This window comes from Brevundimonas sp. NPDC055311 (genome assembly GCF_053645695.1).
Genome location: NZ_JBSHMV010000001.1, coordinates 825,863 through 848,021, shown reverse-complemented (window position 1 = coordinate 848,021; position 22,159 = coordinate 825,863). Strand labels below are relative to the sequence as shown.

The 22,159-nt window shown below is 66.3% G+C and carries 22 protein-coding genes and 1 other annotated feature; of the genes, 12 read left to right on the top strand and 10 right to left on the bottom strand.

Translation table 11 applies throughout. The annotated features are described in order from the left end of the window. The first annotated feature begins 545 nt into the window (after positions 1-545). The 6 genes from ACWIDZ_RS03985 to ACWIDZ_RS03960 all read left to right on the top strand — a co-directional run bounded on the left by ACWIDZ_RS03985 (position 546) and on the right by ACWIDZ_RS03960 (position 7,109). Positions 546-2,249: a sodium:solute symporter family protein gene (locus ACWIDZ_RS03985; protein WP_453988853.1), complete on the top strand. Its 1,704-nt coding sequence runs from the start codon at positions 546-548 to the stop codon at positions 2,247-2,249. 12 nt (positions 2,250-2,261) lie between these two features. After that, entirely contained in the window at positions 2,262-2,393 is a 132-nt protein-coding gene (locus ACWIDZ_RS03980; RefSeq protein ID WP_291776856.1) for a putative transporter small subunit, read from the top strand. Between the two features lie 111 nt (positions 2,394-2,504). Beyond that, positions 2,505-4,199: an alkaline phosphatase family protein gene (locus ACWIDZ_RS03975; RefSeq protein ID WP_453988852.1), complete on the top strand. Its 1,695-nt coding sequence runs from the start codon at positions 2,505-2,507 to the stop codon at positions 4,197-4,199. A gap of 159 nt (positions 4,200-4,358) precedes the next feature. After that, positions 4,359-5,825 (top strand): pyruvate kinase, encoded by a 1,467-nt coding sequence (pyk, locus tag ACWIDZ_RS03970; protein ID WP_453988851.1) that lies wholly within the window; start codon positions 4,359-4,361, stop codon positions 5,823-5,825. 9 nt (positions 5,826-5,834) lie between these two features. Further along, complete coding sequence (locus ACWIDZ_RS03965) at positions 5,835-6,875, top strand: DNA adenine methylase (RefSeq protein WP_453988850.1); 1,041 nt, start codon at positions 5,835-5,837, stop codon at positions 6,873-6,875. 111 nt (positions 6,876-6,986) lie between these two features. Beyond that, complete coding sequence (locus ACWIDZ_RS03960; protein WP_312219813.1) at positions 6,987-7,109, top strand: hypothetical protein; 123 nt, start codon at positions 6,987-6,989, stop codon at positions 7,107-7,109. 9 nt (positions 7,110-7,118) lie between these two features. Here ACWIDZ_RS03960 and ACWIDZ_RS03955 read toward each other — a convergent pair whose 3' ends face one another. Together ACWIDZ_RS03955 and ACWIDZ_RS03950 are read right to left on the bottom strand one after the other, a co-directional pair. Continuing rightward, on the bottom strand, positions 7,119-7,769 hold the full coding sequence (locus ACWIDZ_RS03955) for a ribonuclease HII (protein WP_453988849.1): 651 nt from the start codon (positions 7,767-7,769) through the stop codon (positions 7,119-7,121). A gap of 827 nt (positions 7,770-8,596) precedes the next feature. Beyond that, on the bottom strand, positions 8,597-9,166 hold the full coding sequence (locus ACWIDZ_RS03950) for an imm11 family protein (protein ID WP_453988848.1): 570 nt from the start codon (positions 9,164-9,166) through the stop codon (positions 8,597-8,599). A gap of 1,522 nt (positions 9,167-10,688) precedes the next feature. Here ACWIDZ_RS03950 and ACWIDZ_RS03945 point away from each other — a divergent pair. Next, a complete protein-coding gene (locus ACWIDZ_RS03945) occupies positions 10,689-11,222 on the top strand; it encodes a hypothetical protein (protein WP_453988847.1) in 534 nt (177 codons plus the stop codon). Between the two features lie 245 nt (positions 11,223-11,467). Here ACWIDZ_RS03945 and ACWIDZ_RS03940 read toward each other — a convergent pair whose 3' ends face one another. The 7 genes from ACWIDZ_RS03940 to ACWIDZ_RS03910 form a co-directional block, all read right to left on the bottom strand. Continuing rightward, on the bottom strand, positions 11,468-11,734 hold the full coding sequence (locus ACWIDZ_RS03940; RefSeq protein WP_454077656.1) for a hypothetical protein: 267 nt from the start codon (positions 11,732-11,734) through the stop codon (positions 11,468-11,470). Beyond that, positions 11,715-12,320: a DNA-3-methyladenine glycosylase I gene (locus ACWIDZ_RS03935; protein WP_453988844.1), complete on the bottom strand. Its 606-nt coding sequence runs from the start codon at positions 12,318-12,320 to the stop codon at positions 11,715-11,717. The genes ACWIDZ_RS03940 and ACWIDZ_RS03935 overlap by 20 nt, the downstream gene beginning before the upstream one ends. A gap of 86 nt (positions 12,321-12,406) precedes the next feature. After that, positions 12,407-13,378, bottom strand: coding sequence for a TraB/GumN family protein (locus tag ACWIDZ_RS03930; RefSeq protein ID WP_453988843.1), 972 nt, complete (start codon positions 13,376-13,378; stop codon positions 12,407-12,409). 45 nt (positions 13,379-13,423) lie between these two features. Then, a complete protein-coding gene (locus tag ACWIDZ_RS03925; RefSeq protein ID WP_453988842.1) occupies positions 13,424-13,624 on the bottom strand; it encodes a helix-turn-helix transcriptional regulator in 201 nt (66 codons plus the stop codon). Beyond that, positions 13,621-14,034 (bottom strand): hypothetical protein, encoded by a 414-nt coding sequence (locus tag ACWIDZ_RS03920; protein ID WP_453988841.1) that lies wholly within the window; start codon positions 14,032-14,034, stop codon positions 13,621-13,623. The genes ACWIDZ_RS03925 and ACWIDZ_RS03920 overlap by 4 nt, the downstream gene beginning before the upstream one ends. A gap of 104 nt (positions 14,035-14,138) precedes the next feature. Beyond that, entirely contained in the window at positions 14,139-14,933 is a 795-nt protein-coding gene (gene ygfZ, locus ACWIDZ_RS03915) for a CAF17-like 4Fe-4S cluster assembly/insertion protein YgfZ (protein ID WP_453988840.1), read from the bottom strand. Between the two features lie 120 nt (positions 14,934-15,053). Further along, positions 15,054-15,434: a hypothetical protein gene (locus tag ACWIDZ_RS03910; protein WP_453988839.1), complete on the bottom strand. Its 381-nt coding sequence runs from the start codon at positions 15,432-15,434 to the stop codon at positions 15,054-15,056. A 246-nt stretch (positions 15,435-15,680) separates the two neighbouring features. Here ACWIDZ_RS03910 and ACWIDZ_RS03905 point away from each other — a divergent pair, with 246 nt between their 5' ends. The 3 genes from ACWIDZ_RS03905 to ACWIDZ_RS03895 are packed head-to-tail and all read left to right on the top strand — an operon-like array spanning position 15,681 to position 18,168. Next, positions 15,681-16,025, top strand: coding sequence for a hypothetical protein (locus ACWIDZ_RS03905; protein ID WP_291776833.1), 345 nt, complete (start codon positions 15,681-15,683; stop codon positions 16,023-16,025). Further along, positions 16,026-16,706 (top strand): response regulator transcription factor, encoded by a 681-nt coding sequence (locus tag ACWIDZ_RS03900; protein ID WP_087141003.1) that lies wholly within the window; start codon positions 16,026-16,028, stop codon positions 16,704-16,706. A 7-nt stretch (positions 16,707-16,713) separates the two neighbouring features. Continuing rightward, the gene (locus tag ACWIDZ_RS03895) at positions 16,714-18,168 is read left to right on the top strand and encodes a sensor histidine kinase (RefSeq protein WP_453988838.1); all 1,455 of its coding nucleotides are present in this window, start codon (positions 16,714-16,716) and stop codon (positions 18,166-18,168) included. Between the two features lie 24 nt (positions 18,169-18,192). Here the strand turns inward: ACWIDZ_RS03895 and ACWIDZ_RS03890 are convergent, their stop codons facing one another. Beyond that, on the bottom strand, positions 18,193-19,674 hold the full coding sequence (locus ACWIDZ_RS03890) for a SulP family inorganic anion transporter (RefSeq protein WP_453988837.1): 1,482 nt from the start codon (positions 19,672-19,674) through the stop codon (positions 18,193-18,195). A 39-nt stretch (positions 19,675-19,713) separates the two neighbouring features. Continuing rightward, positions 19,714-19,777 (bottom strand) — a sequence feature (sul1 is cis-regulatory element that is thought to sense ions involved in sulfur or methionine metabolism; They are found in Alphaproteobacteria). 144 nt (positions 19,778-19,921) lie between these two features. On the opposite strand from ACWIDZ_RS03890, the gene ACWIDZ_RS03885 reads away from it, so the two are divergent. Further along, positions 19,922-21,280, top strand: coding sequence for a hypothetical protein (locus tag ACWIDZ_RS03885; RefSeq protein ID WP_453988836.1), 1,359 nt, complete (start codon positions 19,922-19,924; stop codon positions 21,278-21,280). 18 nt (positions 21,281-21,298) lie between these two features. Further along, positions 21,299-22,117, top strand: coding sequence for a c-type cytochrome biogenesis protein CcmI (gene ccmI, locus ACWIDZ_RS03880; RefSeq protein WP_453988835.1), 819 nt, complete (start codon positions 21,299-21,301; stop codon positions 22,115-22,117). The last annotated feature ends 42 nt before the right edge of the window (positions 22,118-22,159 follow it).

Genomic DNA, 22,159 nt, shown 5'->3' with positions numbered 1-22,159 from the left:
ATGCGTCTATGGGGCCGTTTCAGCGCCTGCGTTCGTGAACGCAGGCGTTTTGCGTATTCGACCGGGCCTGGAGCGGCGCCGCAAGCCAGCGGGGGCGTCGCTCTGCCGACGCTGGATGAATACATCTTTCGTTCTTTGCCGAATTCTTCATGCTGATTTGGTATTAATTGCGATAAAAGTATAGATTCTCATGAATATGATTTCGGTCGATTTTCAATGCCTTTGAGATCATGATGAATGATTGTGAGTTTCGTCTCTTTCGTTTTGGTGAAAGGAGCTGAATTTCTGTCAAGGCTACCGCATTGCACAAAAACTTTATCTCGGCTTTGCCGTTGGTGTATTAAGGTCTCTTCTCGTGGCTTGAGGGGTTTGGCCGCGCCGGCGCGCTCGACGCGCCTTTCATTGCGCCGGGCATTCATGTCGGGCGCGAACGCAACCGTGACATTCCGTCTGCCTGCGCCTGTGGCGCGGCGGCGTCTTTGCGGCTGCGCGGATGGCGGGCCGGGGGCTCGCCGGAAGTAGAAGAGACAGGAGCGCAGGCGCGCGTGGACGACGTACAACTTCAACAATTGGGCGGGCCGCTGACGGTCGGCCTCCTGGTGCTGTTTTTCGGCCTGACCATGCTGATTTCTCTGAGGATCAGCCGACGCAAGGAAAACGCTGACGCCTATATGACGGCCGGCAACGGCATCGGTCTGGGCGTCTCAGCCGCTTCGATGACGGCGACCTGGATCTGGGCGGCGTCGATGTATGCGTCCGCCACCTCGGGCTATGTCTACGGCATATCGGGGCCGATCCACTATGGGTTGTGGGGGGCGTTGATGATCCTGTTCATCTACCCCTATGGCCGCCGCATCCGCGCCGTGGCGCCGCGCGCCCACACCCTGGCCGAGGTCATGTACGCCCGGCACGGCCGTTCCAGCCAACTGATGCTGGCGGGGTCCAACATCCTGGGCAGCGTCATCAGTCTGACGTCCAACTTCATCGCCGGCGGGGCTCTGATCGCCATGCTGTCGCCGTTCAGCTTCAGCCAGGGCATCGTCGTCATCGCGGGTGGCGTGCTGCTTTACACCCTGTGGTCGGGGTTCCGGGCCTCGGTGCTGACCGACTTCATTCAGGTGTGCGCCATGCTGGGCGCCGTGGTGGTGGTCATTCCGGCCATCTTCTTCGCCATGGGCGGCCCGGCCGTCTTTGTTGAGGGCGCGTCCAACCTGACGCCGCAGCAGACCAGCTTCTTCTCGTCCGACGCCTTCCTGAATCAGGGGGCGCCCTATATCGCCGCCGTCCTGGCCTACGCCATCGGCAACCAGACCATCGCCCAGCGCCTGTTCGCCGTGCGCGAGGACCTGATCAAGCCGACCTTCATCACCGCCACCATCGGCTATGGGGCGACGATCATCGGCATCGGCATGCTGGGCGTCGTGGCCCTGTATGCCGGGATCAATCCGATGGAGGGCGACCTCAACAACCTGATCCCGCAACTGGCCGGGACCTATTTCGGGCCGGTGCTGCTCAGCGTCTTCTTCATCATGATCATCGGCTCCCTGGCCTCGACAGCGGACTCCGATCTGTCGGCCCTGTCGTCGATCATGATGGCCGACGTCTATGGCCGGGCGGGCAAGCGCAAGGCCGATCCGCGCCTGATGCTGACCGTCGGGCGGGCGACCATGGTCATCGCCACCGGCGCGGCCCTCTATTTCGCCGGAGCCCGCATGAACATCCTGGACCTGCTGGTCCTGGTCGGCGCCATCTGGGGCGCGCTGGTCTTCCCCGTCATCGCCAGCTTCTATTGGGAGAAGGTGACCAACAAGGCCTTCACCGTCTCGGTGCTGGCGGCGCTGGCGCTCTTCTTCCCCGTGCGGTTCGGCTGGATCCCGATGGACGGCGCGGTCGGCTATGTCTTCGATGTCGTCGCCGTGGTCGGCGTCGGCGTGGTCGCGGGCCTGATGACCTTCGGCTTCTTCGGCGCGCGCCTGGCGCGGATCGTCGGGGTGATCGCCGCCCTGGCCGTCGCGCCCTTCGCCATCGGCTTCCTGCATGATTATGCCGTGCTGAGCGGTTCGCTGATCGCCTATGCCGTCAGCACCGTGGTCTGCACCGTCATGTCCCTGTCCAACCGGACCGGCTTCGACTTCTCGCGCATCGCCCGCATGACCGGGGACTTCGACGTGGAGGAAGGCGAAGACCTTGCGACCGCGTCGGCGCGCGCAGCGATCGGCGCCGAACAACAGCTTCCTCAATCCCGCTAACAGGAGATCGCCATGAGCGCCTTTTGGCTCACCGCCTATGTTCTGATGTGGCCCGTCATCGTCGCGGGCGTGCTCGCCTTCATCGCCCGCGCCTTCTTCCGGGAGTGGCTGGAGGCCCGCCGGCGTGGCGAGCCGATGATCTGAAGTCCCGAGGGAGGCTGCGGCCTCCCTCTTTTTTCATGGCCGCTCTGTCTTGGCCCCGTCATGGCGGCGGCGTAGGGGTTCGATGACCTTATGCTTCGCTTGGTGTTTCCGATGATCCGCAGCCGCCTTCTCGCCTCCGCCCTGGGCCTGACCTTGGGCCTCGTCGCCGTGAACGCAGCCGCGCAGGCGACGGAGACGGCGGCCCAGCCCGCGATCACGGCGCCGGCGGCCGAACGGGCCTCGCCCTCGCTGATCGTCACCGTGGTGGTCGACCAGTTGAGCGCCAATCTGTTCAATCAGTACCGCAGCCAGTTCACCGGCGGGCTGAAGACCCTGGCTGATCAGGGCATGGTCTCGATCAACGGTTATCAGACCCACGGCGTGACGGTGACTTGCGCCGGGCACTCGACCGTCCTGACCGGCGCCCATCCGGCGCGCAGCGGCATTCCGGCCAACGACTGGATCGACACGACGACGGGCAAGGAAACCTATTGCCTGGCCGCGCCGCAGAACATCCTGGCCCACGGCAAGAACACCGACAACGGCCCGGTCGGCCCCGAACAGCTGAGCGCCTCGACCCTGGGCGACTGGCTGAAGGCCGTCAGCCCGGAAAGCCGCGTCTACGGCGTGTCGGGCAAGGATCGCGGCGCCATCAACCTGGCCGGACACAAGGCGGACGGCGCCTTCTGGCTGACGGACAATTTCGGCTTCACCACCTATGTCGAGCCGGGCCAGTCGGCTGAGGCGCGTCTGGCCCCGGTGACGGCCCTGAACGCCCGCATGATCGACCGCTTCACCCGACAGGCGCCCAGCTGGACCTATTCCAACGCCGCCTGCCGTCGTCTGGAAGGGCGGTGGACCATCGCGGGCCAGACCTTCGATTCCAAGGTGCCGCCGGCCGACTTCCGCCTCGACAACTCGCCCATCCTGGACGAGCTGACGATCGAGGGCGCAATCGAACTGCTGGACAGCCAGCAACTGGGCCGTCGCGGCGTCACGGACATGCTGGGCGTCAGCCTGTCGGCCACGGACCGGATCGGCCACAGCTACGGCACCCAGGGGCCGGAGATGTGCGAGCAGATGCTGCGTCTGGACGCGGCGCTGGGCGTTTTCCTGGACAAGCTGTCGACCATTCCGGGCGGCGCCATCGTTGTTCTGACGGCTGACCACGGCGGTTCGGACTTTCCCGAGCGTTCGGCGATCGAGGGCTATCCCGACGCCGGCCGAGTGGACCGCGCCCTGCAACCTCGCGTCAACGCGGCGCTGAAGGCGCGCTTCGGTCTGGACGCCGATCCGGTGGTGTCCTCGGCGGGCGGCTTCGTCATCGTCGACAAGGACCGCAAGTCGCTGGCCGAGCCGCTGCGTTCGCAGGTTCTGGCCGCGGCGATCGAGTTGCTGAACGGCGAGCCGCAGGTGGCCCTAGCCGTCGCCCGCGACGAACTGCTGGCCGAGCCGGTTCCGGCCTCCGACAATCCCGAGGAGCTGTCATTGCGCCAGCGCCTGCGCCTGTCGGCCGTGGCGGGCCGTTCGCCCGACATCCTGCGCGCCTGGCAGCCGGGCCTGACCGGCCAGGGCCGCGTCGGCGGCGCCATCTCCAGCCACGGCTCGCCCTGGGATTACGACCGCCGCGTGCCCATCGTCTTCTGGTGGCCGGGCGCCGAGGGGCAGGAGCGCTTCCTGCCCATGCGCACCATCGACATCGCCCCGACCCTGGCCAATCTGATCGGGGTCAAGCCGGACGCTCCGATCGACGGCCGCTGCATGGATCTGCCCCAGTTCGCCAAGGGCCGCTGCGAGACGAAGTAGGCCGGAGTGCGGCCGTAACTTCGTGTTTCGCGGTCATAAACTCGTGTTTCCGCGCCGGGGGGCGCTCTTACGCCTCCCGCGTTTCATTGGCACAAAGGGGCTGAGAAGCGCTTCTGAGGGGAGGCGCCGGCCGTCAGAGCCATAAGAGGAAACCCGTTCATGCAAAGAGCCCGCCGCGCGCGCATTGTCGCGACCCTTGGACCCGCCAGCCGCGCGCCGGGAACGGTCAAGGCGCTGGCCCAGGCGGGGGTGGACGTGTTTCGCCTGAACTTCAGCCACGGCTCGCACGACGACCACGCCGCCGCCTTCAAGGCCGTGCGCGGGGCCGAGATGGCCCTGAAGCGGCCGCTGGGCGTCTTGGCCGACCTGCAGGGGCCCAAGCTGCGCCTGGGCCGCTTCGCCGAAGTCGAGATCGAGGTGAAGCCGGGCCACACGATGCGTTTCGACCTGAATCCGGCGCTCGGCGACGAGACGCGGGTGCAGATGCCGCATCCGGAGATCTTCAAGGCGTTGCGCACCGGAATGCTGCTGCTGCTGGACGACGGCCGGGTGCGGCTGCGCGTGGGCGAGCGTACCGACGAATGGTGCGACGTCACGGTCGAGAGCGGCTCGAAACTGTCGGACCGCAAGGGGGTGGCGGTGCCCGAGGCGGTCATTCCGGTGTCGGCCCTGACGCCCAAGGATCGCGAGGACCTGGCCTTCGCCCTGCGTCTCGGCGTCGACTGGGTGGCCCTCAGCTTCGTGCAGAAGGCCGAGGACATGGCCGAGCTGAAGCAGATCGTCGACGGCCAGGCCGCCTGCCTGGCCAAGATCGAGAAGCCCCAGGCGTTGAACGACCTGGAGAGCATTCTCGACTACTGCGACGGCGTCATGGTCGCGCGCGGCGATCTGGGGGTCGAGATGGACCCCGAGGAAGTGCCGGTCGCCCAGAAGAAGATCCTGCGCGCCGCCCGCCAGCGCGGCGTGCCCGCGATCGTCGCCACCCAGATGCTGGAATCCATGACCAGCGCCCCGGCCCCGACCCGCGCCGAGGCGTCGGACGTGGCCAACGCCGTCTATGAGGGCGCCGACGCCCTGATGCTGTCGGCCGAGACGGCGGCGGGCGACTATCCGCTGGAAGCGGTGACCATCATGAACCGAATCATGGAGCGGGTGGAGCGCGACCCCCTGTGGCCGGGACTGATGGACGCCGATCACGCGGGCATGGACATCCACGACGTGGACGCCCTGGTCGCGGCGGCCCGGAAGGCGGCCGAGGCCTCTTCGACGGCCTGCATGGTCGTGTTCACCACCCTGGGGGGCACGGCGCGGCGGATGTCGCGCGAGCGGCCCCTGCAACCGGTCCTGGCCCTGACGCCCAAGCCGGAGACGGCGCGCCGCCTGGCCCTGGTCTGGGGCCTGGAGCCGCGTCTGGGCGACCAGCCGACCTCGCTGGAAGGCCTGACCGATGACGCTGTCGAGGCGGCCATGCTCTACGGCCTGGCCGAGCCGGGGCAGCGCATCCTGATCCTGGCGGGAACGCCTTTCGGCGCGCCCGGCGCCGCGAATCTGTTGCGTCTGGCCCATGCTCCGGCCCATGCTGCGCCCCGCGGCGGACAAGGGGCGAAGCGCGCCCGCAGGACCTGACGGGACGGAATGATCAAATACATCGGCTCAAAGCGCGCGCTTCTGAGCCAGGTGATCGGCGCGGTGCGAGCGGCTCAGCCGCAGGGCGGGACGGTCTGCGACCTGTTCTCCGGCACCGCGCGCGTGGGCCATGCGCTGAAGCGCGAGGGGTTCCGCGTCTGGTCCAATGATCACAACGCCTATGCCCACGCCCTCGCCACGGCCTATGTCCAGGCTGATCGCGAGACCTGGGCCGAGCGGGCCGAGGCCGTGCTGGCCGAACTGCGCGCCGTGGCGCCTGCGCCGGGCTGGTTCACCAGGACCTATTGCGAGGAAGCCCGCTTCTTCCATCCCGACAACGGCGCCCGCATCGACGCCATGCGCGAGCGGATCGAGGCCATGGGGCTGGAGCCCGAGCTGAAGGCGGTGGCTCTGGTCGCCCTGATGGAGGCGGCCGACCGGGTGGATTCCACGGCGGGCCTGCAGATGGCCTTCATGAAGCAGTGGGCGCCGCGCGCGCTGAAGCCGCTGGAGTTGCGCCTGCCGGACCTGTTGCCGGGCGTGGCGGCGGGCCCCTGCCTCGCCACCCAGGGCGACGCGGTCGAGATGGCGGCCGAGATCGAGGCCGATCTGGTCTATCTGGACCCGCCCTATAATCAGCACTCCTACCTCGGCAACTACCACTGCTGGGAAAGCCTGGTGCTGTGGGACAAGCCGGAAACCTATGGCGTGGCGCGCAAGCGGGTCGATGTGAAGACGCGCAAGTCCGCCTTCAATTCCAAGCCCGGCATCGGCCCGGCCCTGCAGACCGTCATCGAGCGGCTGAGGGCGCCGAACCTGATCGTCAGCTTCAACGACGAGGGCTATCTGACCCGCGACGACCTGACCGCCATGCTGTCGGCGCGCGGCCACGTCCAGGTGGTCGAGATTCCGCGTCCCCGCTACGTCGGCGCCCGCATCGGCATCCACAATCTGAAGGGCCAGAAGGTGGGTTCGGTCGGCCGGCTGAGAAATGTGGAATATCTCTTCGTGGTCACTCAACAACCCGTGGAGTTGCCGGTCGCGGCGTGACGGGAACGAAAGCCGGGCGCGCGCCGTTTTGGCCGTATGCGTACGCTTTCCGGTCTTCCTCCCGCCGCTTCTCGTTTTGATTCCCGAGGTTTCGACGCCCGAGGCGAGACCTTGCGTCCGGCCCGTCCGTCGCTTCGGCGCGGCCGCGGGCTGGACAATTGGACCATCCTGCTGATCGGCGCGATCGTGGCCGGCCTGATGGGGATGCTGCTGGGCGGCGCCCTGTCGGTCTGAGTCTTCCGCCTACGCCGCGTCCAGCAGGGCCTTGATCGGCGCCCAGCTGCGCCGGTGTGCGGGGCAGGGACCCAGCGTCTGCAAGGCCTTCTGGTGGACCGGGGCGTTGTAGCCCTTGTGGCTGGCGAAGCCGTAGCCGGGATAGACCGTATCCATCTCGATCATCAGCCGATCGCGCGCCGTCTTGGCCAGGATCGACGCCGCCGCGATGGACAGGGACAGGCTGTCGCCCTTGACCACCGGGGTCACGGCGCAGGGCAGTTTGAAGCGATAGTTGCCGTCCACCAGGGCGTGCGCCGGCGGATGGGCCAGGGCCTCGACCGCCCGCCGCATGGCCAGGCCGGTGGCGTGCAGGATGTTTAGCTCATCGATCTCCTCGACAGAGGCGAAGCCGACGCCCCAGGCCAGGGCGCGGTTCTTGATCTCGACCTCCAGCGCCGTGCGGCGCTTTTCCGTCAGGGCCTTGGAGTCGTCGATGCCCGACGGCAGGTCGTCGGCGTTCAGGATCACCGCCGCCGCCGACACCGGCCCGGCCCACGGCCCGCGCCCGGCTTCATCCACCCCGCACACGTGACCGTTCCAGGTCGCACGCGCCTCCAGCTCCAGCATCAGGGTGGGCAAGGGGCGGTCGGTCTTGGCGGGAACGGTACGCGCGAGCATTGGGCGTCAGTGCCACGAACCGGGGCACGGGGGAAGGCGGTTGTCGGGTCTAGTTGTGTCGTAAGAAGCGGCTGTGTCGAGTGTCAGCTGTGGGTGGGAAGCGGACGTTCTTCAAACGCGCCCTTATCGGTCGTTGAGGCCGGATCTGACACGCTGCAGACTGGTCATCGTCCTCGTTCTCTCTTTCATTGCTCGCTTGTTGCGGCGCCCATCAAGAAACTCGAAAGGAAGAGCGATCAGAGAAGCGACGCTGAGTGCGGTCCATCCTGTGATGCGATAGAATTCAGTGCTGCTATCCGGCCCGAACAGGGAGGCTAACAGTGCGAGGCACGCGAAAGCCGAAAGTATCGCACGTGCAAACCTAAAGGCGTTGCGAGGGGGGCTGGGGTTCCGATCAATCAACGATTGAGGCATCCTCTGAAAGTAGAGGAATGATCGTCATTCTCCAAGCCCCACCATTTGCTTGAGTGGGCAGGGCCAGTCCCACGGTGAGGTCCGCTATGGGTCGGAAGCGGACGATAAATGCTCACCTCACCGGCAACCTTGCGCGTTTGTCACAAGGCATGGTGTCCTCGCTCCACTATCGTGGTCGGAATATAGGGAGCATGCCATGAGCCAGTCCGTCGCCACCGAAGTAAAGCACCTGCGTACCCTATCGCGGGGAACCTGAAATTCATTTCTTCGGCCCGGATCAGAAGCCTCGGCTAGCGTTGCCGGAAGGTACGCCCCCGCTTCGATAGGTATACTTTGGGTCGATTGTGATCTGACGCCGCAATCACCGTCCCGATTGTCAGCGAATAGGTGGAATCCGTTTGTAGGGGATATTCTTAGATATCGGCTACATCGCGCAGTCGCACGCCGGAGAAGTTCACCGCACTCAATGCGTCAAACATCACGCGATCGCAGATGGGAGGCGCTCCCATGCGATCCTGGCGGAAGATATGGGCATCTCCCACAACGTCTTGTTTGAACACCAGGCTGGCTCCGCCGACGAGGCTGTAAAGTTGCTCGTCCTCGCCGGTCTGATAATTGTGATCGAGCTTAATCCTCACGCGAGAGGCCGCTTCATCCAGGGCATCGATTCTGCGCAGCACATTGCCTAGATAATACTGAGGGCCGTGGCTCCCGTCAGCAAGGCTGAAGTCGCATGCCACAAATGCAAATGCCTTGGCATCCATCTGCTCAAACAGTTGTTTCAAAGGCTCCGACACAATCCATATGCCAGAGAACTCTTCCATATCGCGCGGCATTCCACCCTTCTCCGGTACATGAACCAGGTGGGGGCGCTCCGGATACTGATCCGGCATTCCGTTAGGACGCGAGACGACATTCGTCCCCGGATAGACCAGCTTCTCTTCGTTGGCGATTTCTATGCCAGCAACCCTGCCGTTACCCAACTGGCGTCGACTAGGAAAAATTCGCCCTTATGAGGTGCGGCTTCGACTGAAATTTCGATGGCGGTCGGCTCGGTTCGGAACGGGGAAGCAGTTGAGCCGATTCTAGCCGACCTTCCGAACGCCAGCTAGGGGTGGGTAGCGGGCGTTTGCACACATGGTCGTTTCGGAGGATGGTCCGAGCATCTGTGCCGTTTGGCGAGGGCTCATGACCGTCCTATTTCGGAGTAGCCTCGCGGCGCTCTTGCTCACATCTGCGGTAAGCTGTGCTCGGATAGAGGTTGCGCCGGAGGCACTTAGTTTCGAACAAGAGTGCGCCGTCACTTCCCAGGCATTGCACGCTACTGTCTCACAGGGTCGACCGTGGACTCTGAGCCAAGAAGCGCCGCGTGAAAGCGATATCTGGAGAAATGAGAAAATAATTCTTCAATCTTTCCCTGATGAACAGATTGAGGACGATGAATGGAGTTGGTTCTCTATCTTGCCAGAAAAGGGGCTTCCTGTGCGAGCGGAGGGGCCTTCAGTCGAGATGGCGCGCACATTCGCCTCTACTCACCCGGTTAACGGCATGACCTGTCCTGAGGTGCACGATTTCGCTGCTTCAGAGGGCGCGCTAGTTGCTTCAGTGGAAGGCGCTCGTGATAAATTGGGCGCTGACGATCGGTATCAAAGGCCTCATGTGAATATCGAGAGGTCAGTGTTGTCGTCTGATCGTCGGGAAGCATTGATCTACGTATCCCAACAGTCCGGACTACTCGCCGGGGGAGGCTATCTCGTCCTTTGCAGACGGTCATCGAACGGAGAATGGAGAGAGACTGCCAGATTGGGTGTTTGGCTTTCGTAGGGACCCAACGTCCGCAATGGGTCGTGTGAACTGAAATTCTCTTAAGGGTGGTTGGCGGGCCTAATCGGTGTCAACTTTCGGCAATGCGCAACACTCTGATTATCCTCTTTCTGGTTGCGCTGGCGAGTTGTTCTGAACCATCGCCCGCGCCAGATTTTGAACCAGCACCCAGCCGAATCGCCGCCTCCTTTGATGTGGCTTACCAAGTCACGGAGGGCGGGTTCCTGGGCATGTATCTTTTCGCTGATCCGAGGTTGGGTGAAACATGGTCTGAGTACAGAGACGATCGAGAAGCCATAGCGAAGGGCGGGTTCGGCGATCCTCTGACACCATGCAGCCGAGGTTCGATCAGTTGCTATCGGACGTGGGGTGGGCAACCGCTATTGTCGTCACTGCCACCGCCCGATTTTTTGAACGGCGAGTTTCGCTACTCCGCCCGCCCCAGGACATATTGGACGTGGTCGTGCAACGAGATTAGCGCCACTTCCGAACGAGGCACAACGACAAGCGTGGTCTGCCCGGTTGTGGGCTTGGTAGAGTTTTCCATTCCCACAACCGGCGGCCCTAGTTCAGTTGAGCGTTTTGAACTGAGGAGTTTTAACGGCCTCTTCGCTCAACGCTGAAGGTCCGCAATGGGGCGTCAACCGAAGTTCGTTTATGGGGAGTTAGCGGACGTGGGCCATGCTCTCTGACGGCATGACAGCTTGGATAGAAGTTTACCGCCCCGTCTTGGGGGAGGAAATCGCGGGTTTGGTTTGGATGCCGATCACCGCCGATACGGCGCAACTGGCCTCAGAACTGCAAATGGCGTCGTATTCGTTTTCCGGTGCGGCGTTTATCCGCTTTACCAATCAGGATGCCATCAACCTTTCTTGGCAGCAGGTAGAGGATCGTTTCGTTCTGGCGACAGCAAAGGATGCTGCATGGGGCGCGCATTCATTGGATCGCGTTCAGGCTGCTGGTGATTGTTGGATTGGTTTGATCGGCTCGACGCTCACGTCGGTTGAATTTTTTACCTTGCCTGACGACGAACATCAGCGGGTTGTCGGGGTCAAACACGGAACGACCAACGGCTCCTTCTGGGTAGGGACGGGGGACAAAGACTTCGTCGGCGACCAAGATGACCTGTGGGTTGGGGTAGATTGCGACCCGCCCAATTACAGCGACCTCGTCAGCTTAGGTGTTGTCGAGCCCGAGGTCCGCAACGGGTCGTGAAGTGAAGTTCGCTTAAGGGTGGTTAGTGGGCATCGGTATGTTAGTGTTGATGCATCGTCGAGAAACGTCCTGACGCCACAATGCGCAAACATCTGCTTTTGTTATTTGGGATTGTCGCGCTCATTGTCGCGGGATGACTGCTCACTGACGCCCGTAATCGATTGACTCTCTTTCAGCCGAACGGGTTTATTCAGTCTGGTAGTGTATTGGGTGTGGAGGTTGGCGACGCTCGATCAAGCGCGCAGTCAAAGCTGCGAAGCCAGGGCATGACCTTCAGTGCAACGAAGAACGGCGGAACGTGCTTTTTCCGTCCGGTGAAGCCGGATCGCCAGCTTGATATCTTCTTTGTCCAATCGTGGCACGGCGACATGATATGTATCGTATCGCGGAATGAACACGTTGAAGAGTTGATCTGGGCTTTTCAACCCGTGTCGTTCTGAAGTCACCAATGTCCGCAACGGGTCGAAAGCGGCCAACTGCAGGTGGCGGAAATCAGACGTTGGGATATCCATCAAGCTGAACCTCTCCATGCCGGAAGCACGTCGTCTGGTGGTCGTTCACCATGCCCACCGCCTGCATGAAGGCGTAGGTGATGACCGGCCCGCAGAACTTGAAACCGCGCGCCTTCAGGGCCTTGGCCATGGCGAGGCTTTCGGCGGTCTGGGTCGGGGCCTCGCGGAAATGGTCCCACTGGTTCACCAGCGGTTTGCCGTCGACGAAGGACCACAGCCAGGCCGAGAAGTCCTCGCCCTTGTCGCGCATCTCCAGCCAGATGCGGGCGCCGTTGACGGCCGCGTCGATCTTGGTGCCCGAGCGGATGATGCGCGGGTCGGCCAGCAGGCGCGCGCGGTCCGCCTCGCCGTAGCGGGCGACGATCTCGGGATCGAAGCCGTCGAAGGCGTCGCGCATCCCCTCGCGCTTTCGCAGGATGGTGATCCAGGCCAGCCCGGCCTGAAACCCGTCCAGCACCAGCTTCTCCCACAGGGCGCGGGGATCGTATTCCGGCACGCCCCATTCGGTGTCGTGATAGGCGATGTAGAGCGGGTCCGTCGTCCCGCACCAGCCACAGCGCCCTTCGGCCTTTTCGGATTCGGTCATGGCGCGATGTTGCTGGAATGTTCTAGAGGCGCAAGCGAAAAGGCCCGACGTTTCCGCCGGGCCTTCATGGGATGCCGCAGGGCGTCCTACAGCCGCTCGACCGTGAACCCGCGCGCGGTCAGCATGTCGATCACGCTGTCCTGATCCATCAGATGGGCGGCGCCGACGGCGACGAAGGCCGTGCCGGAGCCTTTCATCATCGTCTCGATCTGGTTGGTCCAGTCGGCGTTGCGATCGATCAGGGCGGCGCGGTGGATGTCCTCGTGAATGTCGCGGGTGTTGGCGCGGTTGAGGCGGCCCGTTTCGGCGGCGTCGCCCTCCAACCAGGCGGTCACGGTTCCATCCAGGTTGGCGACGATGCGATCGGTGTTGCGGACATAATGGTTCAGATAGGCGATCTGGGCTTCTTCGCTCATGCCCGCGATCAGGCGCACCTGGATGTCGGCGGTCTCGAAGCCGTGCAGCGCCTTGCCCTGGGCTCTGGCGCGATCCATCAGCGTCTTGTCGACGCCCGCTTCGGGCCGATAGCCCGCATCGGTCGGGCCGGACATGGAGATCATGAAGGCCGCCAGCCAGGGACGATAGGCGTCCAGGGCCGCGCCCGACGCGCCGTTGGCCTGGGCGATCTTGTCGAAGGCGGCGAAGTCCTCCGCCGACAGGACCGACGACAGGGGGCGGGACGGATCGACGCCGTGCTGCTGGATCACCGGCATGACGACGGCCTGGTCGTCCTGATCGGCGATCTCGACCCAGATGTCCGAGGCGCTGGCGAAGGCGGCGTCCACCTTGTCGGAGCTCCAGGCCGTGCCGGGACGCAGCAGATGGACAGTGCCGAACAGATAGACGGTGGAGTCCGCATCCTTGACCACCCACAGCGGCGGGCCGGCGCCCTCGGCGCGGGGGATGGGGGCGACGGCCGGGACAGGGATCGTCGGTTCGGCGTGGGCGGCGCCGGGCGCGGCGGCCAAGGCGGCGGAGGCGGCCAGCGCCGCCAGAAGGCCGGCGGCGAAGCGCGAGACATGGTTGGCCGATTGGCCCATGCGGTGAGCGAGGGTCATTGCAAAGTCCTTGGTTTTGAGAGGTTTGTCTGAAGGAGGGGGCGATCAGGCGATGAAGATGGCTTCGATCGGCCGGCCGAACAGGCGGGATATGCGGAAGGCGAGGGGCAGGGACGGGTCGTAGCGACCCTTCTCCAGCGCCTGGACGGTCTGGCGCGAGACGCCGAGGCGTTCGGCCAGGTCGGCCTGGGTCCAGTCGCGTTCGGCGCGGAAGACCTTGAGGCGGTTGATGAAGGCGCTGGTCATCGGCGGGCGATCCACCAGCCGCACCAGGCGATCAGGGCGGCATCCGTGTGGGGCAGGGCGGCGGGCAACAGGTTCACGCCGGCCAGGGCGGCGATGACGACGGCCGCGCCGCCGGCGACGAGGCCCAGGTTGCCGCCCCACCACCAGGCCCACTTGTGCGCCTCTCTGGCGGCCTCATCCAGGCTGCGCCACCAATAGAGCGTGTGCAGGGCCAGGAAGACGGCCAGACCGGCGGCCAGGATGACGACGCCGATCGACGGCGCGCGGCCCCAGGCTTCGGGCCAGAACGGCGTGGCGGCGGTAGCGCTGACCCCGACCACGGTCAGGGCGCACAGGCCGACGGTCAGGTCGTCCATCGTCTTCTTGTTGCGGGCGGCGGCTGCGCCGGCGGTTATGATTTCGGTGTTCATGACAAGCTCCCCTGTCGTGTTGACAAGTGAGCTTTACCAACAGTGTCGCGTTTACGTCAAGTAACTTTTACATCGCGACAAGCAGGTTTTCCGTTTTGCCGGATTTAACCTTGCCAATCAGGGATCCAGTCGGGCTTCTCGACCCGCACGGGGCGGCCCTCGACGGTCAGGCCGCCGTCCATGCGGTCCAGCCGCATCAGGGCGATGGCGCGTCCTTCGGCGCCGGTCATGACTTCGCCCGCCCGCAGGTCGCCGTTCAGCACCTCGGCGCCGCGCTCGGGGGCGGGGCCGTCGAAGGCGATGGCCATCATGCGGTTCTTGATCGTGCCGCGCCGCTTCATGCGCGAGGTCGTCTCCTGGCCGATGAAACAACCCTTGTGGAAGTCGATGCCGTTCAGCAGGTCGAAGTCCGCCTCGATCGGATAGGTCTTGTCCATCAGGGCGTCCTGGGTCGGATCGGGCACGCCCAGGGCCAGGCGGCGGGCCTGCCAGTCGCTCTCGGCGGCGTCGATCTCGCTCTGATCACCCCAGCGGCGGCCGCCCAGGGCGGACAGGCGGGGATCGGCGACGAAGCCGTCGGGAATATCTGCGCCCCAGGCGACGAAAACCGCGTCGGGGATGGGCATGATCTCGACCTGGGCGCGCAGCCTGTAGAGCGTCAGCCGCTGCACCAGGGCATCGCGCCGCTCGGCCGCGACATCCAGGATGACGCCGTCTTCCTCGCCCCAGATGAACAGATCGAACAGCAGCCGCCCCGGCGGCGACAGCAGGGCGCCGAAGCGAAGCTCGCCCGGCTGCAGGGTCTCTACGTCCTGGGTCAGAAGATTGTGCAGGAAGGGGCGGGCGTCGGGGCCGCTGACGCGGATCAGGGCGCGACTGTCGAGACGAGCGATGGACATGAGGCCAAGATAGGCAGGCGAGGCGACGTCCTCCAGTGCGGCAGGCGTCTAAGTCGGGCGAATGCGAAAAAGGGCTGCGGGACCTCTCCCGCAGCCCTTCACGATCAACGCTTGTCCAGCTTACCAGCGGCGGCCGTTGTGGTCGCGGCGCTCATAGCGGACCTTGGCCGACAGGGCGTCATAGCGGCGATCCAGCTCCATGCGCTCCCGGCGGTTCAGGCCGTTGCGCTGATAGGCCCGCTCCAGCCGCACCAGCTGGTTCAGCTCGTTCTTCAGGCGGCCGGCCTCGCGGACGCTGAGCTGGCGGGTGCGGACGCCCTGGTCGATACGGCGGTCCAGATTGTATTTGCGCTGGCTGATCGACTGCCAGCCGCTGTGGTTCTGCTGATAGGCGGGGGCGTGGCGATAGGTTTGAGCGGCGGCCGGCAGGGCGGCGCCGAGTGCGGCGGCGGCCGTCGTCGCGGCCAGGACGGGGATCATCAGCGTTTTGAACTTGGCCATGGTCGGGCTCCTTTGACTGGACGCAACCGGCGGGCTGCGTTGACGTCAGATGACCCTCCTGCGCCTGAGCCGCGTCTGAACGACGCGTTTCAGATAGGGTTCATCAGGATGACATCGGCGTCATGCGCCTCCTTTTCTCTCGCCGGCATGCGACGGAGATTTCATCTCCCGGCGTTCCTCTTTGGACTGAACGCCGATAGACTGCGTTCAGCCGCTGTTCAGAGGCCCTGGTTTAAACCGCGATCCATGATGCGTATTCGAGCCCTTCTTTTGGCCGGCCTGATCGCCCTCGTCCCGTTGACGGACGCGGCGGCTCAGTCGCGCGGCCGCGACCGGGATCGCGATCAGGATCGCCGGGAGCAACCCCGCAGCTATCCAGGCCAGGGACTGCGCGACGCGCCGCGTCGCGACAGCGGCCCGCGCGCCAACCCCGGCGACGTGGCGCGCCGAGTCCAGTCGGGCCGTCCCGGTCGGATGTTGGGCGTGCGCGAGCGTGGCGACGACTATGTGGTGCGCTGGGAATATCCCGGCGGCCGCGTCTCGGATATCCAGGTCGACGGCCGTTCGGGCCGGGTTCGCGGGGACGACTGAATGCGGGTTCTGCTTGTCGAGGACGACGTCGATCTGTCGCGCCAGTTGAAGACCGCCCTGACCGACGCCGGCTACGCCGTGGATCACGCGCCCGACGGCGAGGAAGCCTGGTTCTTGGGCGACACCGAACCCTATGACGTGGTGGTGCTGGATCTGGGCCTGCCCAAGATCGACGGCGTCTCGGTGCTGGAGCGCTGGCGCCGGGAAGGCAAGGCCACGCCGGTGCTGATCCTGACGGCGCGCGGCGCCTGGTCGGACAAGGTGGCGGGCTTCGACGCCGGGGCCGACGACTATCTGACCAAGCCCTTCCACACCGAGGAGTTGCTGGCGCGCCTGCGCGCCCTGCTACGCCGCTCGGCCGGCCATGCTGCGGCGACGTTGAGCTGCGGCGGTCTGAGGCTGGACCCGCGCGCGGCGCGGGCCACGGTCAACGGCGAGCCGCTGCGCCTGACCAGTCTGGAATACCGCCTGCTGCACTATCTGATGATGCACCAAGGCCGGGTCATCAGCCGCACCGAACTGGTCGAACACCTCTACGATCAGGACTTCGATCGCGACTCCAACACCATCGAGGTCTTCGTCGGCCGCCTGCGCAAGAAGATCGGCGCCGACCGCATCGAGACCGTGCGCGGCCTGGGCTATCGCCTGTCGCCGCTGGCCGGCGAGAGCGACGCGGCCTGAGCGCCGCATGACGGACCCGTCCGAAGGTCAGTCCGAAGGCCTGTCCCAGCCTGATCGACGCCAATGGGGCCGGTGGTTCGGCCGGCCGGGCCGCTCGCTGACGCGGCGGCTGATCTGGCTGGCGGCGGCGTGGATCCTGATCGCCCTGGCGGCGGCGGCCCTGGTGCTGACCGCCGTCTTTCAGGAATCGGCCCTGCGCCGACTGGGCAACATCCTGAGCGACACCATCGACGAGGCCGTGGTCGCCGCGACCATCACGCCCGAGGGCGAGGTCTTCGTCGGCGAGATTCAGGACGCCCGAACCCAGCGCCTGCTGTCCGGCAAATACTGGATGGTGGCCGAGCCCACGCCGCAGGGCGACCTGCAGGTCCTGGCGCGTTCGGCCTCCCTGGGGCCGGCGGAGCTGGAGTATGGCGCGGACCTGCTCAACCGCCTGCGCGCCGCCTTCGGCCAGACCATCAGCTACAACGCCGACGACGGCCCCAAGGGCGAGCCCTTGCGCATCGCCGCCAGCATGAAGCAACTGCCCGGACGCGACCGGCCCGTGGTCTTCTTCGCCGGGATCGACCGCTCGGACGTCGACGCCGACACGCGCCAGTTCGCCACCGTCACCTGGATCGCCATGCTGTTGCTGGGGGCGGGGCTGGTCACGGCGGTCTTCATCCAGGTGCAGGTGGGGCTGCGCCCGCTCTACGACCTGAGGGACGAGATCGCCGACGTTCGTCAGGGCCGTTCGCACCGGGTCGGCGGCGTCTATCCGGTCGAGATCCAGCCCCTGGCCGAACAGGTCAACCGCCTGCTGGCGCATAATCAGGAGACGGTGGAGCGTCAGCGCACCCACGTCGGCAACCTGGCCCACGCCCTGAAGACGCCCCTGGCCGTCATGCTGGCCGAGGCCGGGACGAAGGAGGGGCCGCTGCCGGACCTGATCCGCCGCCAGACCAAGGTGATGCAGGACCAGGTCGACCACCACCTGCGCCGCGCCCGCGCCGCCGCCCGCGCCGCCCATGGCCTGGGCGAGCGCACGGACATAGGCGAGGTCCTGGACGAACTGGCGGTCATGCTGGAGCGGGTGTTCGAGGAGAAGGGCGTCGAGATCGACTGGCGGGCTCCCGACGGCCTGGCCTTCCTGGGCGAGCGCCAGGACCTGCAGGAGATCTTCGGCAATCTGATCGAGAACGCGGCCAAGTGGTGCAAGCGCCGCGTCCGCATCTCGGCCGGGCCGTCCACGCCGGGCCAGATGATCGCCGTGGTCGAGGACGACGGTCCCGGTCTGCCCGCCGACCAGCGCGACACGGCCCTGAAACGCGGCACGCGCATGGACGAGGACACGCCCGGCACGGGCCTGGGGCTGTCGATCGTCGACGAACTGACCCGCGCCTACGGCGGCCGCGTCACCCTGGGCGACAGCGCCATGGGCGGGCTGAAGGTGGTGCTGGAGCTGCCGGCGGCGGAGGGGTGAGCATGGCCCTCTAGGGGCGGTGTTTCAGTGCGCCGCGCCCGCCGGCAAGTGGCTCTTGTCGTGCTTGCCGACTTGGCTGACGAGCGTTCGCGCGGCCTCGTTCATGCCGACCACCTCGACTGTCGCACCTTGCCGGCGATAGCGGAAGACCACCTTGTCGACGGCGGCCACCCCCGTCAGGTCCCACAGGTGGACGTCGGTCATGTCTATCTCGACCTGCGTCGGTTGGCCGTGGTGTTCGAAACTGGCGGCGAAGACGTCGGCCGAGGCGAAAAACAGGTTGCCGGACACGCGGTAGCGCAGGCGCCCTTCCTCAGGCGTTTCAATCTCCTGGACGACGATCGTCTTGCCGACCTTTCGCATGAAGAAGACGGCGGACAGAACGACGCCGAGCAGCACCCCCTTCGACAGGTCGTGGGTCAGAACGACGGTCACGGTGGTGGCGATCATGACGATGGAGGACTGCAGCGGCGTCGCGGGCAGGTTCCGCACCGATTTCCAGTCGAAGGTGCCGACGGAAACCATGATCATCACCGCCACCAGAGCCGCCATCGGTATGCGCGCGACCCAGTCCTGGAGCACCAGGATCAAGAATAGCAGGAAGAGGCCCGCCCACAGGGTCGACAACCGTCCGCGGGCGCCGGAGGTCACGTTGATGATCGACTGGCCGATCATGGCGCACCCGGCCATGCCGCCGAACAGGGGCGACAGGATATTGGCGATCCCCTGGCCCCGCGTCTCGCGATCCTTGTCCGACGGGGTATCGGTGATGTCGTCGATCAGGTTGGCGGTCAGCAGGCTTTCCAGCAGGCCGACGAAGGCCAGGGTGGCCGACACCGGCGCGATGATGGCGAAGGTCTCCCATGTCAGAGGCACGGCGGGCAGATGGAACATCGGCAAGGTCGTGGGCATCTGACCCATGTCGCCCACCGTGCGAACGTCCAGTCCCGTGGCCATCACCACGCCGCTGATGACGACGATGGCGACCAGGGGAGAGGGGACGGCTCGGGTCAGTCGCGGAAAGCCGTAGATGATGGCCAGGGCGGCGACGACCAGGGCGTAGGTCTGCCAATTGGCGCCGACGAGTTCGGGCAGCTGGGCCATGAAAATCAGGATCGCCAGCGCGTTGACAAAGCCCGTCATGACGCTGCGGCTGACGAACCTGATGTACCGGCCCAGCTTCAGCAGGCCTATGCCGATCTGGAAAACGCCGCACAGCAGGGAGGCGGCGAACAGGTATTCCAGGCCGTGCTCGCGCACCAGGGTGGCCATCAGGAGCGCCATGGCGCCGGTGGCGGCCGAGATCATTGCAGGCCTGCCGCCCACAAAGGCGATGGTCACCGCGATGACGAAGCTGGCGTAGAGGCCGACAGCGGGGTCGACGCCGGCGATAATGGAGAAGGCGATAGCCTCGGGAATAAGGGCCAGGGCGACAACGGTTCCCGCGAGCAGGTCGCGGCGTGGATTGCCGAGCCATTGCTGGCGTGCGGAAGCAATGATGGACATTCAGGATTCATCTGGGTGAGCCGCCAAAAATGCGGGCTCGGTTTCCTGACGGATCGGCGGTCAGGATAGCCACCCGCGTCCTGAAGCCAGGTGCGAGTCCAGGGTGATGGGCGCCTAATGCCTGCTGACGGCCGACGGAGCAAGTCTTGAAGACGGCCAAGGTTCGTTGTCGAAAAATCCCCTGTTAACCCGCAGCGGGGCACCCTCGGCGTCTTGGCCGGGAATCGGTTCGGTCGGAGGAGTGGGGATGGCGGACCTGTCGGTCGCCCAGAGGGCCGCCCTGGCCCAGCTGATCGAACGGTGTCCGGACCGGGTCCTGTCGCAGCTTTCGGGGCTGGCGGGGACGATGGCGGGGGACCGGTCGGCGGCCTTGCGCGACATGATCGAGGTCGAGGCGCTGGACCGGCGACGCCGGAACATCGCCTTCGGGCCCCTGCTGCCCATGTTCCAGCCGCGCGCCGACGGTCTGCCGGGGTTCGGCTTTCCGCCCGTCGTGCTGGGACGGTTGTGGCGCAGCGCCACCCGCAATGAGCCGGAGCTTCTGCCTCAACTGGACCGGGACGATGACCTGTCGCGCATGATCGCAGACCGTCTGTGCCTCAGCGCCGCCTTCGCCCTGCGCGACCGGGCGGCCGAGGTCTGGCCGGAGGCTGCGTCGGCGGAGGCGACAGCGCAGGCCCAGGAGCTGGCCGCCTGCCTCGACCTGGCGGCGACGGCGCGGCGGGCCTTGCCGCATCTGCCCGACTGGATCAATCGCTCCGGCCCCGAGGCGGCGGCCGAGTTGAAGCTCGCCCTGCGTCAGGCCGCCGGGATCGCGCCCGAAGGCGCCAGCCGCCTGCTGGAGATCATCTTCGCCCATCTGGAGGATGCGCGGCTGATCCTGCGCATCGCCGCCCTGGCCGCGCCGGGCGGGCGGGAGCTGAGCGTCGAGACGGCTCTGGGCGAAAGCGAACTGGGCCTGTTCGTCGACCGCATCCTGTTGGCGCTGGCGCGGCGAGCCGCCCAGGCCGCCGCCTTCGACCCGACCGGGAGCGGGGCCGATCTGGACGTCTTCAAGGCCGATCTGGACTGGTGCGCCGAGACGCTGGCCGAGATCGACGTCGTCCTGCCGCTCAAGGCCGACAGCGCCTGGGGCAAGGCGGTGCGACAGGCGCGGCTGAAGATGGCGCTCAGCCTGTCCGAACGCTTCAGCGCCGCCGAGCGGGCGGTGGACGCCGTCCTGCCGGTCGAGCGGACCGCCCTGGTCGGGCGCATGACGCGGCCGGCGCCCCGGCTGGACGGAGCGGTCGAAGCGGCCGCCGCTGATCGGGCGCGCGCCCTGGCGGCGCTGGTGGGGCTGGTGCGCGGTCCGGCGGCCGTGTTCGGCTGCGAGGCCGAGCGGCGCCAGACGGCCGAGGCCCTGACCGGCCGCCTCGCCGCCTGGGCCGATGAAGCGATGGAGCGGCTCAACGACGGCCAGGCCGCCGATGAGGCGGCGGCGCGCAAGCGCATCCTCCTGACCGCCGAACTGTTGGGCCTGATCGGCGCGCGCGAGGCCGCCCGCACGGTGCGGCGGCGGTTGATGGCGTCAGGTGCGGCGTCGCGCGCCTCGCCTCCGGCCGCCTGATCCGCTACAGCGACGACCATGACGATCTTCTGGATCATGACGGCCATGGCGACGGCGCTGGCGGGGCTGGCGGTGCTGTCCGCCGCCCGACGCGGAGCCGACGCCGAGAGCGTGGCGGATCGCGACGCCGGCGTGCGCGAACTGGCCGAACTGGACCGGCTGAAGGCGCGCGGCCTGCTGGACGAGGCGGGCTGGACCGCCGCCCGGGCCGAGGCGGGGCGTCGCCTGCTGGCCGCCCGTCGTGCGGATCGCCGCCCGGTCGCGGGTTCGGCCGATCGCTATTGGGTGCTGGGCGGGATCGGAGCGACGGCCGCCGTGTCGCTGGGCCTCTACGCCGTCTTCGGCGCGCCGGGCATGAAGGATCAGGCCTATGAGACGCGCGTGCGCGAATGGGCCTCGGCGCCCGAGACGCTGGAGCCGGCCCAGGTCGCGGCCGTGCTGGGACAGGTGGTCAAGGACCGGCCCGACGACCGTCTGGCCCTGACCATGCTGGGCGCCGCCCGGTTCGAGGCGGGCGACCCCATCGGCGCGGCCTCGGCCTTCCGCCGCGCTCTGGCGATCCAGCCGGACGACGCCCGCAGCTGGGCGCGGCTGGGCGAAAGCCTGGTGCGGGCCAACGGCGGCGCGGTCGACGGCGACGCCGAGGCGGCCTTCCGTCAGGCGATCAAGCTGGACCCGGATCAGCTGGGCGCGCGCTTCTATCTGGGCGAGGCGGCCCTGGCGCGCGGCGACCGGGCCGAGGCCGAGGCCATGTGGACGCCTCTGATCGCCATGCTGGACGCGGCCGATCCGCGCCGCGCCGACCTGCAGCAACGTCTGGCCGGGGCGGGGCGATGAGCCGTTGGCCCGCCCTGGCTCCCGCCCTATACGCGGCGATGT